At 73.8% G+C, this 12,406-nt stretch carries 15 protein-coding genes; 5 read left to right on the forward strand and 10 right to left on the reverse strand.

Annotated elements, in window-relative coordinates:
- Window positions 1–89: 89 nt before the first annotated feature.
- The 7 genes from EDD39_RS02210 to EDD39_RS02240 all read right to left on the reverse strand — a co-directional run bounded on the left by EDD39_RS02210 (window position 90) and on the right by EDD39_RS02240 (window position 4,805).
- On the reverse strand, window positions 90–821 hold the full coding sequence (locus EDD39_RS02210) for an alpha/beta hydrolase (protein ID WP_123553114.1): 732 nt from the start codon (window positions 819–821) through the stop codon (window positions 90–92).
- A 165-nt stretch (window positions 822–986) separates the two neighbouring features.
- Window positions 987–1,364 (reverse strand): VOC family protein, encoded by a 378-nt coding sequence (locus tag EDD39_RS02215; RefSeq protein ID WP_148089376.1) that lies wholly within the window; start codon window positions 1,362–1,364, stop codon window positions 987–989.
- 12 nt (window positions 1,365–1,376) lie between these two features.
- Entirely contained in the window at window positions 1,377–2,750 is a 1,374-nt protein-coding gene (locus EDD39_RS02220) for an MFS transporter (RefSeq protein ID WP_123553116.1), read from the reverse strand.
- A complete protein-coding gene (locus EDD39_RS02225) occupies window positions 2,747–3,334 on the reverse strand; it encodes a TetR/AcrR family transcriptional regulator (RefSeq protein WP_123553117.1) in 588 nt (195 codons plus the stop codon). Before EDD39_RS02225 ends, EDD39_RS02220 begins: the two co-directional genes overlap by 4 nt.
- Window positions 3,335–3,402: 68 nt before the next feature.
- Window positions 3,403–4,092 (reverse strand): 2-phosphosulfolactate phosphatase, encoded by a 690-nt coding sequence (locus EDD39_RS02230; protein ID WP_123560066.1) that lies wholly within the window; start codon window positions 4,090–4,092, stop codon window positions 3,403–3,405.
- A gap of 222 nt (window positions 4,093–4,314) precedes the next feature.
- Window positions 4,315–4,569, reverse strand: a complete 255-nt coding sequence (locus EDD39_RS02235; RefSeq protein WP_123553118.1) for a Txe/YoeB family addiction module toxin — start codon at window positions 4,567–4,569, stop codon at window positions 4,315–4,317.
- Window positions 4,566–4,805 carry a type II toxin-antitoxin system Phd/YefM family antitoxin gene (locus EDD39_RS02240; RefSeq protein WP_123553119.1) on the reverse strand — a complete coding sequence of 80 codons (240 nt, stop codon included), beginning with the start codon at window positions 4,803–4,805 and terminating at the stop codon, window positions 4,566–4,568. The genes EDD39_RS02235 and EDD39_RS02240 overlap by 4 nt, the downstream gene beginning before the upstream one ends.
- A gap of 188 nt (window positions 4,806–4,993) precedes the next feature.
- Between EDD39_RS02240 and EDD39_RS02245 the strand changes: the two genes are divergently transcribed.
- Both EDD39_RS02245 and EDD39_RS02250 read left to right on the forward strand, forming a co-directional pair.
- Window positions 4,994–5,263 (forward strand): type II toxin-antitoxin system Phd/YefM family antitoxin, encoded by a 270-nt coding sequence (locus EDD39_RS02245; RefSeq protein WP_123553120.1) that lies wholly within the window; start codon window positions 4,994–4,996, stop codon window positions 5,261–5,263.
- The gene (locus tag EDD39_RS02250) at window positions 5,256–5,519 is read left to right on the forward strand and encodes a type II toxin-antitoxin system RelE family toxin (RefSeq protein WP_123553121.1); all 264 of its coding nucleotides are present in this window, start codon (window positions 5,256–5,258) and stop codon (window positions 5,517–5,519) included. Before EDD39_RS02245 ends, EDD39_RS02250 begins: the two co-directional genes overlap by 8 nt.
- 133 nt (window positions 5,520–5,652) lie before the next feature.
- Here EDD39_RS02250 and ychF read toward each other — a convergent pair whose 3' ends face one another.
- On the reverse strand, window positions 5,653–6,726 hold the full coding sequence (gene ychF, locus EDD39_RS02255) for a redox-regulated ATPase YchF (RefSeq protein ID WP_123553122.1): 1,074 nt from the start codon (window positions 6,724–6,726) through the stop codon (window positions 5,653–5,655).
- Between the two features lie 180 nt (window positions 6,727–6,906).
- Here ychF and EDD39_RS02260 point away from each other — a divergent pair, with 180 nt between their 5' ends.
- On the forward strand, window positions 6,907–7,488 hold the full coding sequence (locus EDD39_RS02260; protein ID WP_148089377.1) for a DUF6542 domain-containing protein: 582 nt from the start codon (window positions 6,907–6,909) through the stop codon (window positions 7,486–7,488).
- 10 nt (window positions 7,489–7,498) lie between these two features.
- On the opposite strand, the gene ppgK is transcribed toward EDD39_RS02260, so the two are convergent.
- Window positions 7,499–8,275: a polyphosphate--glucose phosphotransferase gene (gene ppgK, locus EDD39_RS02265; protein WP_123553124.1), complete on the reverse strand. Its 777-nt coding sequence runs from the start codon at window positions 8,273–8,275 to the stop codon at window positions 7,499–7,501.
- A 154-nt stretch (window positions 8,276–8,429) separates the two neighbouring features.
- Window positions 8,430–9,404, reverse strand: a complete 975-nt coding sequence (locus EDD39_RS02270) for a 4-hydroxy-3-methylbut-2-enyl diphosphate reductase (protein WP_123553125.1) — start codon at window positions 9,402–9,404, stop codon at window positions 8,430–8,432.
- A gap of 84 nt (window positions 9,405–9,488) precedes the next feature.
- On the opposite strand from EDD39_RS02270, the gene EDD39_RS02275 reads away from it, so the two are divergent.
- Window positions 9,489–10,823: an APC family permease gene (locus EDD39_RS02275; protein ID WP_123553126.1), complete on the forward strand. Its 1,335-nt coding sequence runs from the start codon at window positions 9,489–9,491 to the stop codon at window positions 10,821–10,823.
- A 236-nt stretch (window positions 10,824–11,059) separates the two neighbouring features.
- Window positions 11,060–12,286: an exodeoxyribonuclease VII large subunit gene (gene xseA, locus EDD39_RS02280; protein ID WP_123553127.1), complete on the forward strand. Its 1,227-nt coding sequence runs from the start codon at window positions 11,060–11,062 to the stop codon at window positions 12,284–12,286.
- The last annotated feature ends 120 nt before the right edge of the window (window positions 12,287–12,406 follow it).

Below are 12,406 nucleotides of genomic sequence, written 5' to 3' on the forward strand. Positions count from 1 at the left end.
CTTCGGCGCTCCGGCGGCCCGGCGCTTCGGCGGCCCCGCGGTTCAGCGCCCCCGCTGCGGTCCGGCCGCTGCGGTCCGGCCGGTGCGATTCAGCCGGTGCGGTCCAGCAGGGCCGCGGCCACCCGGGCGCACTCCTGCGGGTGCTCGCCCAGCCAGCGGCCGAGCAGGTGGTCCGCGCCCGGCAGGGTGAGCCTGGCGTACGGGGCCGTCGACGCCGGGCGGGCGCGCAGGGCGGCGTCCAGCGCCTCGGTCACCTCGGCCGGGATCACCCCGTCGGTCTCCGGCAGCACCAGCACCGCCCGGCCGCCGAACGCCGTGAGGGTGTCGAAGGCCCGGCTGCTGCGCCAACTCCCCTCGGTGCGCAGGGTATTGGTGAACTCCGGCGCAGCGAACGGGAGTTCATGGATCTCGCGGGCGTAGGCGGCGGGCGCGCCGAGGGCGATCGCCGTGGTCCGGACGGCGAGTTCGGGCATCCGCAGCAGGTCGGCGACGGTCTGGCCGCTCATCGAGAAGCCGACCAGCAGCAGCGGCCCGGTCGGGGCGTGCCGGTCCAGCACCGCGCGGGCCTGGCGGGCCCGGCGGGCCAGCGAGAGCTCGCCGAGGACGCCGGTGCTCGCGCCGTGCCCGGCGAAGTCGAACACCACGGCGCGGCACCCGGCGGCCGCCAACTCCCTTGCCAGCGGCAGGCAGCGGTGCCGGTCGCCGCTGCCCGCGCCGTGCATCAGCAGCGCGGTGACCGGGCCGGCCAGCGGCTCCGGCTCGATCACGGTGCAGGCCAGGCGCTCGCCGTCGGCCTCGACGGTCGACTCGACGAAGTCCATGCGGTTCCTTCCGGGCGGGTGGTTGAACGGGTGGCGTTCGATCCGGCCACCGTGCGGTGTCGTGCGGACGGTCAGTCCGGGGGGTCAATCCGGGCGGGCGGTCAATCCGGGCGGTCAGCCCGGGCGGGCGGTCAGCCCGGGCGGGCGGTCAGCCCGGGCGGGCGGTCAATCCGGGACGGCGAGGCGGAACGGGTGCCCGGCCGGGTCCAGCAGCGTCACCCCGCGCTCGCCGTCGACCTGCGGTTCGGGCCGGGACGCCCCCGTCGCCAGCAGCGCCGCCACCGCCGGGCCCAACTCCAGGACGGTGAAGTCGAGACGGGCCCGCGAACCGGCCTCCGGCCAGTGCGGCGACCGGTACCCGCCGACCCGCTGGAAGCCGATCCGCACCGGGCCCTCACCGATGAACACGTAGCTCTCGCTGCGGTACGTCACCGGCCAGCCCGTCACCTGCTGGTAGAAGGCCGCCAGTTGCTCGGGGTCGGCGCAGTCCAGCACCACCGAGCCGAGCGTGCCCACGGCCCGCGCCGCCTGTCGTCCTGTCACCGGCCCAGCCTGTCACGCACCGCCGACAGCGGCTCCGTCGTTCGGGGCGTGTCGAGCGGCGGGCAGGGCAGGAGTGGGCAGTGCAGCAGCGGGCAGCGCGGCAGCGGGCAGCAGGCCGACGGCGGCGAGGGCGGCCAGGACCGGCAGCGAGCCGTGCGTCTCGGCGCCGGACGCGGCCGCCGCCGCGATGCCCAGGGTCGGGCCGGTGTTCATCGCGGTCTGCTTCAACCCGCCGACCGCGCCCGCGTACCCCGCCGGGGCGTCGCCGACCACGGTGCCGGTCGCCGTCACCATCACCGCCGCGAACCCCGCGCCCAGCAGCGCCGACGCCACCGCCGTGGCCGGCACCGACGCGCCCCCGCCGCCCGGCCCGGCCAGCCCCGCGATGCCCGCCACCAGCAGCGCCACCCCCGCCAGCGCCGTCCGCCGGGGCCCCTGCGCGCGCAGCGCCCGCTCGGCCGCCGGGGCGCCCAGCACCATCAGCGCGGTCAGCGGCAGCATCCGCAGCGCGGTGTCCGACGGACCGACCCGCAGCGTGTCCTGGAGCCGGAAGGTGGTGCTGAACAGCGTCCCGAACAGCCCCGCCGAGGCGGTCAGCAGCAGCACCAGCGAGGCCGCGACCGGCCGTGACGCCGCCACCGGACGCGGCACCACCGGGCTCGCGGCCCGCCGCTCGTGCACCACCAGCACGGTGAACAGGCCCGCGGCGCCCGCCAGTTCGGCGGACGTACGGACCCAGCCGCGCTCCGGGACCAGGGAGAGCGCGTGCACCAGGACGGCCAGGGCCGCCGCGAGCAGGGCGGCGCCTGCCGGGTCGAGCCGCTGCTTGTCCGTGCCCGCCCGGTCGGGGCGCAGGCCGAGGGTCATCGCGGCGAGCACCGCGGCCACCGGGACGTTGATCCAGAACACCGCGCGCCAGCCGAACCCGTCCACCAGCACCCCGCCGAGCAACGGGCCCGCGCCCGCCGCCACCGCGATCGCCCCCGTCCGGACGGCGATCGCCCGGCCGAGCCGCTCCGGCGGGCAGCACAGCCGCAGCAGCGCGAGCGTCCCGGGCTGCAGCAGCGCGCCGAACACGCCCTGCGCGACCCGCAGTCCGACCACCCAGCCGACGGTCGGGGCCAGCCCGATCCCGGCCGAGGCCGCACCGAAGCCGAGCACGCCCGCCAGCAGCATCCGGCGGTGGCCGTACCGGTCGCCAAGCCGGCCCGCGAGCACCAGCAGGGCCGCGACGGCGACCAGGTAGCCGGTGCTCGTCCACTGCAACTCGGCGGTCGTGCAGCCGAGTTCGCGCCGCATGCCGGGCTGCGCCATCAGCAGCACCGTACCGTCCAGGGCCACCAGCATGGCCGCGCCCGCGCTGACCGGCAGCGCGAGGCGGCTCACGGCCGGGCCCCGAGGTGCGCCGTCAGGACCGCCGCCAGCAACTCCTCCTCGCACCCCTCCCCCAGCATCAGCCCCGTGCTCCCCCAGCCCTGCAGCTGCGCCAGCCCGTGCAGGTTCGCCCACAGCGCGGCCGTCACCACCGGCGCCCGCTCCGCGTCCCCCGTGCACTCCCCCACCAGCCGCGCCAGCTCGCCGAACAGCGGCACCGTCGACTCCCGCAGCCGCGGCCCGTCCGGCTCCGATCCGTCGCTGCTCAGCAGGTCGTGCCGGAACATCAGCTCGAACATCCCGCGCCGCTCGGCGGCGTACCCCAGGTACATCCGCGCCATCCCCGCCACCCGCACCCGCGCGTCCCCCGCCGGCACCGCCGCGAACCGCCCCGCCAACTCCTCGAACCCGCGCCGCGCCACCGCCGACAGCAGCGCCCGGTGCGTCGGGAAGTACCGCCGCGGAGCCCCGTGCGACACCCCGGCCCGCCGCGCGATCTCCCGCAGCCCGACCGCCCCCGACCCCTCCGCCAGCACCAACTCGACCCCGGCGTCCACCAGGCGCTCCCGCAGGGGGGTCTGCTCATCGCTGTCCATGGACAGTGTCTACCAGCACCGCGTAGACAGTGTCTACCAGGCGTGGCGCCGCGCCGCGCCGTTCGACGTCACGACCGGCTCGGGCCGGCCCCTTCCCCGTACGGGCGCAGCACCATGAGTCCGCCCTCCGGGGCGGCGGCCATCGCGAAGGGGAAGCGGTCGAGTTCCAGGCACAGGCGGACGTCGTCCTCGTGGACGCCCTCCCGGATGCCCCCGGCCAGTTCGGCGGCGGCGGTGGAGTCGGCGGCGCGGCGCAGGTAGGGGGCGGGGTCGGGGGCGGGGCCGGCGGCGCGGCGGCCGATGTACCGGGCGCAGGCGAGGTCCTCCTCGGCGCGGCCGTCCTCGCCGGTGACGACGAAGGTGACGTCGGGACGGCCGTGCAGGGCGCGGGCGGTGGCCCCGGCGACCACGAAGCTCGCGCACAGCACCAGGTCCGCACCCCGGACGGCCAGTGCGCCGACCGTTCCGGCGGTGGTCTTCTGCACGACGGTGCGCCCCGCGAGGTCGGTGCCGCGGATCCGGCCGGGCGAGTTGACGGCGTCGAACCCGGACGCGGGCGCCCCGTCCTTGAGCGCCACCCAGTCCGGGTGCTGGGCCTTCAACTCCAGCGCCTCGTCCAGCGATCCGGCCAGCACGATCCGCTCCGCCCCCTGCGCGAACGCCCAGGCGGCGGTGGTGAAGGCGCGCATCACGTCGATGACGACGGCGACGGGCGGGGTGTCGGTGAGCTCGCCGATGGCGAGGAAGCGGGTCTCCATGCCGGTCATGATCACCGGACTCCCGGACCCGGTGCCAAGGGTTTTCCCGCCCCTGACGCCCCGGAGGGGCCACCCCTCGGCGGGCGGCCCCTCCGGGGTGGCGCGGGCGGATCGGACGTTGAGGCGGAATTGCCATCACACCGCTGCGACCTGCGGAAACGTTGATTCTGGCGGCCCAAGTCAGCACGGAATCAGCACGGCGACGCAACCGCCGCCTGGCAATCAGTAGTGGTAACGGGCCGCCAGGATGATGATCTTCCGGTCGGCGACCAGGTAGACGAGGCGGCGCTCGTCATCGATCCTCCGCGACCAGGCCCCGGGCAAGTGGTACTTCAACGGCTCGGGCTTACCGATCCCGGTGAACGGGTCGCGAAGGACGTCCTCGATGAGTCTGTTGATCCGGGCGAGCACCTTGCGGTCGCCCTTGAGCCAGGATGCGTAGTCCTCCCAGCCGGTCTCTTCGAAGACGAGCCTCACGCGGCGCCCTTCTCGACACCCGCCGCACCAGGGTCGATGAGCTCCCGCTCGGAGAGCCCTGTGCCGCCGAGGGCGTTCTCGTACGCCTTGAGCAAGCGGCGGGCGTTCGCAGGCGAGCGCAACAGGTAGGAGCCTTCACGCAGGGCGGCATAGTCCTCGGCCGATACGAGTACGGCATTCCCGTGCTTGGAGACGATTTCGATGGCCTCGTGGTCGTCATTGACCTTCTTGATCAACGGAAAGGAGAACGGGGGCTCGCCTCAAGAGAGGCGAGCCCCCGTTTGACCCGCGAAAACGCGGTCCCGGACGCAGCTGTCCAGCACCCATCCAGCACAGTGCGGGTTCATCCGGCACATCCAGCACCCCGCGACCGACTTCATCTCGGCCGTGGTGTACACATGGCACACTCGGTACGCTTGAGCGCATGACGCAGCCACTGCCCGTAGAGTCCATCCGCGATGTGCGCGCGCATCTGGCCGAGGTAGTTGAGCGAGCCGATCGGGACGACGTGCCCACTGTGATTACGCGCCGAGGCAAGAAAGTGGCCGCGGTCGTCTCCATCGAGGTTCTGCGCAAGTACCAGGAGTGGGAGGAGCGCGAGATCAACCGGATCATCGACGAGCGCATGGCCAACCCCGCACCCGGCATCCCGATCGAGGACATCATGAGGGAGACGCTGGCGCGCAGTGAGTGAGTACCGCACCGTCTTCCGACCCGAGGCGCAGGCCGAGCTCCGGAAGATCCCCCGCGACACGGCATTGCGCATCCTGGCCAAGCTGACCGAGTTGGAGAGCGACCCTCTCGGCCTCAACAGCACCGCCCTCGCGTCGCAGCCCGAGCGCCGGCGCCTGCGGGTCGGCGACTACCGAGTCGTCTACACGATCGACAACGGAGAGCTCGTGGTGTGGGTCGTACACGTCGGGCACCGCTCCACCGTTTACGACACCTGACGCCGGCTGATCCGGCATCAGGATATCCAGCACCCATCCAGCACGGTGACGACGAAGGGGTCGACTCCCGGAGGAGCCGACCCCTTCCGAGCTGCACGCTCGGCGAATTACCCAACCTGCAGTGGCGGAATGGTCACACGTTGAAGCGGAACTCGACGACGTCGCCGTCCTGCATGACGTAGTCCTTGCCCTCGATGCGGGCCTTGCCCTTGGCGCGGGCCTCGGTGAGGGAGCCGGCGGCGACGAGGTCGTCGAAGGAGGTGACCTCGGCCTTGATGAAGCCCTTCTGGAAGTCGGTGTGGATGACTCCGGCGGCTTCGGGGGCGGTGGCGCCCTGCTTGATGGTCCAGGCGCGGGTTTCCTTGGGGCCGGCGGTGAGGTAGGTCTGCAGGCCGAGGGTGGCGAAGCCGACGCGGGCGAGGGTGGCGAGGCCGGGCTCGTCCTGGCCCATGGACTGGAGGAGTTCGAGGGCCTCGTCGTCGTCGAGTTCGATCAGCTCGGACTCGATCTTGGCGTTGAGGAAGATGGCCTCGGCGGGGGCGACCAGGGCGCGCTGGGTGTTCTTGAAGTCCTCGTCGGAGAGGGCGTCCTCGTCGACGTTGAAGACGTAGAGGAACGGCTTCGAGGTCATCAGGTGCAGGTCGCGGACGGCGGTGGTGTCGAAGCCGGCCTCGAAGAGGGTCTTGCCGGTCTCCAGGACGGCCTGGGCGGCCTCGGCGGCGGCCAGGACGGGGGCCGTCTCCTTCTTGAGGCGGGCCTCCTTCTGGAGCCGGGGCAGCGCCTTCTCGATGGTCTGCAGGTCGGCCAGGATCAGCTCGGTGTGGATGGTCTCGATGTCGTCCTTGGGCGAGACCTTGCCGTCGACGTGGACCACGTCGGGGTCGGTGAAGGCCCGGACGACCTGGCAGATCGCGTTGGCCTCGCGGATGTTGGCGAGGAACTTGTTGCCCAGGCCCTCGCCCTCGCTGGCGCCGCGGACGATGCCGGCGATGTCGACGAAGTCGACGGTGGCCGGGAGGATGCGCTGCGAGCCGAAGATCTCGGCGAGCTTGTCCAGCCGCGGGTCGGGGACACCGACGACGCCGACGTTCGGCTCGATGGTGGCGAACGGGTAGTTGGCCGCCAGCACGTCGTTCTTGGTCAGGGCGTTGAACAGGGTCGACTTGCCGACGTTCGGCAGGCCGACGATTCCGATCGTGAGCGACATGGAGAGTGGTGTCCCGGGGCTTGGAGGGCGTCGAGGTGGCCCGGTGCGGGCCGATCCCCCAGTCTACGGGGCGCGCGGAGGGTGGTCGGAAGCGCGGTGGGGGCGTGCACCGGCCGGACACGGACAACTCGGCGGGGACCATTACACAGGGTGGCGATGATCAGACCGTACGTTGGTCGGGTGGAGCAGAGCATCCGTACCCAGCCGCCAGGGCCGAGAAGGCGACCGCCCGGGCGCGGCACCGCCGAGGCCGCCGTCCCGGGCCAGAGCGGGCCCCCCGAGTCGCGGTTGCGGTCGGCGTCCGGCGCCCGGACCGGCCCGCTGGTGCTGAAGCGCGCGGCGCAGCGGGTGCTGGCGGCCCGGCAGCGGCGCGGCGGGAGCGGGCGGCCGGCCCGGCTGACGGCGGTGGGCACCGGGGTCGCGGCGGTGGCCGGGACGCTGGCGCTGGCCGGGGTGGACCGGCTGCTGTTCGGCGGGCTCGGGGTGCTGTTCGGGCTCGGCTACCTGGTGGTGTGCTTCCAGTTGGCCGTGCGGGTGCGGTACTCGGACCTGCCCGCGGCGCCGATCTGCGGGCCGATCGCCTTCGCGGCGGCGCTGGTGCTGCTGCAGCCGGGCCCGGCCCAGGGCGTCACCGGCGAGGTGGTGGCGCTGGCCGGCGGGCTGGCGCTGCGGGCGGGCTGGCTGTTCGCCGGCACCGCCCTGGCCGCCGCGATCGTCACCGCGCGTTACGTGGCCCAGCGGCGCCGGCACCGCACCCGGTAGTCCGGCCGCGTCACCCGCCGACCGGGGGCTCGGGGGCGGGCACCGTGGGCTTCAGGCTGGCGGCCATCGCCGCGCCGACGATGCCCGCGTCGTTGCGCAGTTCGGCGGGAACGACCTCGGCGCGCCGGTCCTTGAACAGCGGCAGGAACTTCTCGTGCTTGCGGCTGACCCCGCCGCCGACGATCACCAGCTGCGGGGAGAACAGCATCTCGACCAGGTCGAGGTACTCGTCGACCCGCTCGGCCCACTGCGGCCAGCTGAGGTCGTGGCGCTCCTTGGCGGCGGAGGAGGCGCGCCGTTCGGCGTCCTTGCCGCGCAGTTCGAGGTGGCCGAGCTCGGTGTTGGGGACGAGCACGCCGTCGGAGAACAGGGCGCTGCCGATGCCGGTGCCGAAGGTCAGCAGCAGGACCACGCCGGCCCGGCCGCGGCCGGCGCCGTAGGTGACCTCGGCGATGCCGGCCGCGTCGGCGTCGTTGACCACGGTGGCGGGCAGGCCGAGCGCGTCGCTGAACCGGGCGGCGGCGTCCAGGCCGATCCAGCCCTTGTCGACGTTGGCCGCGGTCCTGGTGTGCCCGTCGACGACCACGCCGGGGAAGGTGAGGCCGACCGGCCCGTGGTGGTCGAAGTGCCGGACCACCTCGCAGACCGCGTCGACCACCGCGTCCGGACCGGACGGGTGGGGGGTGAGCACCTTGTGGCGCTCCTGGGTGAGCGCGCCCTTGTCCAGGTCGACCGGTGCGCCCTTGATGCCGGAGCCGCCGATGTCCACGCCGAAGACCGTCGTCACTGCCGTTGCCTCCCGTACCGCCGGGGGCGTCCGCTGCCCGCCGGCCCTCGGACCAACGTACGGGCGGACGGGGGCGGGCGCAGCCGTTCGGACGGACGGTGCCCGGTCCCGGCGGGCGGGACCGGGCACCTGGAGGGGCTCGGGGCGGGGCGGGTCAGAGCTTGCCGGCGGCCTCGGCGCGCAGGTCGCGGCGGAGCTCCTTGGGGAGCGAGAAGGTGAGGTGCTCCTCGGCGGTCTTGACGATCCGCACGTCCTCGAAGCCGTGGCCGGCCAGGAGTTCGAGCACGCCGTCGACCAGGATCTCCGGCACCGAGGCGCCGCTGGTCAGGCCGACCGTGGTGACGCCCTCGAACCAGGCCGGGTCGATCTCCTCGGCGAAGTCGACCAGGTGGGCGGCCTTGGCGCCGTACTCGAGGCCGACCTCGACCAGCCGGACCGAGTTGGAGGAGTTCTTGGAGCCGACCACGATCAGCAGGTCCGCCTCGGGGGCGAGTTGCTTGACGGCGACCTGGCGGTTCTGGGTGGCGTAGCAGATGTCGTCGCTGGGCGGCGAGACCAGCAGCGGGAAGCGCTGCTTGAGGGCGCCGACGGTCTCCATGGTCTCGTCCACCGAGAGGGTGGTCTGGGAGAGCCAGACCAGCTTCGACTCGTCGCGGATCTTCACGTTGGCGACGTCCTCGGCGCCGTCCACCAGGTGGATCCGGTCCGGGGCCTCGCCCATGGTGCCGACGACCTCCTCGTGGCCCTCGTGGCCGATCAGCAGGATGTCGTAGTCCTCGTCGGCGAACCGGCGGGCCTCCTTGTGCACCTTGGTGACCAGCGGGCAGGTCGCGTCGATGGTGGCGAGCTTGCCGGTCTCGGCCTCGTCGTGCACGGACGGGGCCACGCCGTGCGCCGAGAAGACCACGATCGAGCCCTCGGGCACCTCCTCCGTCTCGTCGACGAAGATCGCGCCCTGCTTCTCCAGGGTCTGCACGACGTACTTGTTGTGGACGATCTGCTTGCGGACGTAGATCGGTGCCCCGTACTGCTCCAGGGCCTTCTCCACGGCGATCACGGCGCGGTCCACGCCCGCGCAGTAGCCACGGGGGGCGGCGAGCAGGACACGGCGCTGAGCGGTGGTCGACATGGCTCCATCGTACGGGCGAGTCCCGCGGGCCCTCGCGCGCGTCGCCGGGGCCGGGGCGGGCGCGGCCGGGGCGGATCGGGTGGAATGGCCAGGGTGAGCACACAGGTACGGACGGCTGAGCTGCGGCGCACCCTCGGGGTGCGGGATCTGATGGTGTACGGGCTGCTGTTCATCGCCCCGATGGCGCCGGTCGGCGTGTTCGGCGTGCTGGACGCGAAGAGCCACGGCGCGGTGGCGGCGGTGTACCTGGTGGCGACGGTGGCGATGGGGTTCACCGCGCTGTCGTACGCCGAGATGGTCCGGGCGGTGCCGCGGACCGGGTCGGTGTTCGCGTACGCCCGGGCCGGGTTGGGCGAGGGGGCGGGGTTCGTCGCCGGGTGGATGGCGATGCTGGACTACCTGCTGATCCCCGCGGTGGCCTACCTGTTCTCCGGGATCGCGCTGAACTCGCTGGTGCCGGACGTCTCGCGCTGGGTGTGGACGGTGCTGGCGGTGCTGGTCACCACGGCGCTGAACCTGGTCGGGGTGCGGACGGCGGCGGTGGTCGGGTTCGCGGTGCTGGCGATGGAGATCGTGGTGCTGGCGGTCTTCGTGGTGGCGGCGGTGGTGGTGCTGGCCCGGGACGGGGCGGCCCGGGACTGGGGTTCCCCGTTCGGGGGAGTCGGCGCGTTCTCGTTGACGGCGGTGCTGTCGGCGGTGTCGGTGGCGGTCCTCTCGTACCTCGGCTTCGACGCGATCGCCTCGTTCGTCGAGGAGGCGGTCGGCGCGTCGGCCGCGGTGGCCCGGGCGGTGCTGTGGTGCCTGGCGCTGGCCGGGCTGCTCTTCGTGCTGCAGACCTACCTGGCGGCGGTGCTGGAACCGACGACGCCGCAGCAGCTGGCGGCCGACCCGGCCGCCCAGGGCTCGGCGTTCTACGACACCGTGGAGTCCGCGGTCGGGCACTGGCTGCACGTGCTGATCGCCGCGTCCAAGGCGATCGGGGCGGCGTTCGCGGCACTGGCCGGGCAGGCGGCGGCCGGACGGCTGGTCTTCGCCATGGGCCGGGAGGGGCGGCTGCCGCGCGTCCTGGGCGTGGTCGACGGGCGGACGGCGGTGCCCCGGCGGGCGCTGCTGACCGCGGCCGTGATCACGCTGGTGGCGGCGGTCTGGGCGGCCCGCCGGGACGACGGGCTGGACCAGCTGACCTCGGTGGTCAACGTCGGCGCGCTCACCGCGTTCGTGCTGCTGCACGCCTCGGTGGTCGGCTGGTACGTGGTGCGCGGCGGCTCGCGGGACTGGCTGCGGCACGGGGTGGTGCCGCTGCTCGGGATCGCGGTGCTGGTGGCGGTGCTGGTGGAGGCCTCGCACACGGCGCAGGTGGTGGGGGCGGTGTGGCTGGCGGTGGGGTTGGCGGTGCTGGTCGCTCAGCGCGGGAGGTGACACCGGGGGCGCGGGGGCTGCGCGCAGCGGAGTCGTACGTCGGTGCGGTCGCGGGGTAGTGCAAGTGGCTGTCCTGCGGGGCGATCCGGCTGTGGGTGCTCGGTTGGCCGCGCAGTTCCTCGCGCCCCTGGCTTCGCGGTGTCTGGCGTGCAGCAGTCCGGCCCGGGCAGTTGGCTTTCGCCGGGTGTTCCCCGCGTCCTCGGTTTCGCGTCTGCGGCAGCGGTTAGCCTCGGGGGATGGCCAATGCGAGCAGTGCGGAAGCGCCCCTGCCGGTGGGGAAGGTCTCGGCGTTGATCGGGGGGTGGGTCGATCGGCTGGGTGAGGTGTGGGTGGAGGGGCAGATCGCGCAGCTGAACCGGCGGCCGGGGGCGGGGATGGTGTTCCTGACGCTGCGGGACCCGGAGCGGGACGTCTCGTTGACGGTGACCTGCTTCCGGCAGGTGTTCGAGCAGGTCGCGGACGCGGTGCAGGAGGGGGCCCGGGTGATCGTCCGGGCGAAGCCGGAGTGGTACACGGCGCGCGGGACGCTGTCGCTGCGGGCGTCGGAGTTGCGGCTGGTCGGGCTGGGTGAACTGCTGGCGCGGCTGGAGCAGTTGAAGCGGCGGCTGTTCGCCGAGGGGCTGTTCGAGGACGACCGGAAGAAGCCGCTGCCGTTCCTGCCGGGGTGCGTGGGGCTGGTGACCGGCCGTGGTTCGGCGGCCGAGCGGGACGTGCTGGAGAACGCCCGGCGGCGCTGGCCGGCGGTGCGTTTCGAGGTGCGCAACGTGCTGGTGCAGGGGCCGCAGGCGGTGGGGCAGGTGTGTGCGGCGGTGCGGGAGTTGGACGCGCTGCCGGAGGTCGAGGTGATCGTGGTGGCCCGCGGCGGCGGCAGCGTGGAGGACCTGCTGCCGTTCTCCGACGAGGAGTTGGTGCGGACGGTGGCGGCGGCCCGGACGCCGGTGGTGAGTGCGATCGGGCACGAGCCGGACCGGCCGCTGCTGGACTTCGTCGCGGACTTCCGGGCGTCCACGCCGACCGACGCGGCGAAGCGGGTGGTGCCGGACGTGGGCGAGGAGCTGGCCCGGGTGCGGCAGTTGCGGGACCGGGCGCGGCGGCACGTGCTGAACCGGGTGGAGCGGGAGTCGGCGGGGCTGGCCTCGGTGCGCAGCCGGCCGGTGCTGGCGGCGCCGACCGAGGCGGTGGCGGCCCGCGGTGCGGAGGTGGACGCGCTGGTGGAGCGGGCCCGGCGGGTGCTCGGCCACCGGTTGGACCACGCCCAGACCGACCTGGGGCACGCGCTGGCCCGGGTGGTGGCGCTCTCCCCGCTGGCCACCCTGGAGCGCGGGTACGCGGTGCTGCAGAAGGCGGACGGCACGGTGCTGACCGATCCCGGGCAGGCCGGGGCCGGGGAGGCGCTGCGGGCCCGGGTGGCGGGCGGTGCGTTCGAGGTGCGGGTGGCCGGGGAGGGGGCGGCGGGGGACTGACGGCCCGTCCGCCGTTCGGAACCGGCTCGCGGAATTGCCCGCGAGCCCCCCTCCGCGCGGAAATCGACCGGGGTTCCCGGTGCTTTTCCGTGAACTGGTTGCACCGGGTCGGAGCGGGTC

The organism is Kitasatospora cineracea (assembly GCF_003751605.1).
In the GTDB taxonomy this organism is placed as follows: Bacteria; Actinomycetota; Actinomycetes; order Streptomycetales; family Streptomycetaceae; genus Kitasatospora; species Kitasatospora cineracea.

What these genes read in the sequence shown, in the direction of transcription:
- EDD39_RS02225 (WP_123553117.1), bottom strand. Translation starts at nt 3,334, where the DNA reads ATGGACAGCGATGAGCAGACCCCCCTGCGGGAGCGCCTGGTGGACGCC.
- ychF (WP_123553122.1), bottom strand. Translation starts at nt 6,726, where the DNA reads ATGTCGCTCACGATCGGAATCGTCGGCCTGCCGAACGTCGGCAAGTCG.
- EDD39_RS02245 (WP_123553120.1), top strand. Translation starts at nt 4,994, where the DNA reads ATGACGCAGCCACTGCCCGTAGAGTCCATCCGCGATGTGCGCGCGCAT.
- EDD39_RS02210 (WP_123553114.1), bottom strand. Translation starts at nt 821, where the DNA reads ATGGACTTCGTCGAGTCGACCGTCGAGGCCGACGGCGAGCGCCTGGCC.
- EDD39_RS02230 (WP_123560066.1), bottom strand. Translation starts at nt 4,092, where the DNA reads ATGGAGACCCGCTTCCTCGCCATCGGCGAGCTCACCGACACCCCGCCC.
- EDD39_RS02270 (WP_123553125.1), bottom strand. Translation starts at nt 9,404, where the DNA reads ATGTCGACCACCGCTCAGCGCCGTGTCCTGCTCGCCGCCCCCCGTGGC.
- xseA (WP_123553127.1), top strand. Translation starts at nt 11,060, where the DNA reads ATGGCCAATGCGAGCAGTGCGGAAGCGCCCCTGCCGGTGGGGAAGGTC.
- EDD39_RS02275 (WP_123553126.1), top strand. Translation starts at nt 9,489, where the DNA reads ATGGCCAGGGTGAGCACACAGGTACGGACGGCTGAGCTGCGGCGCACC.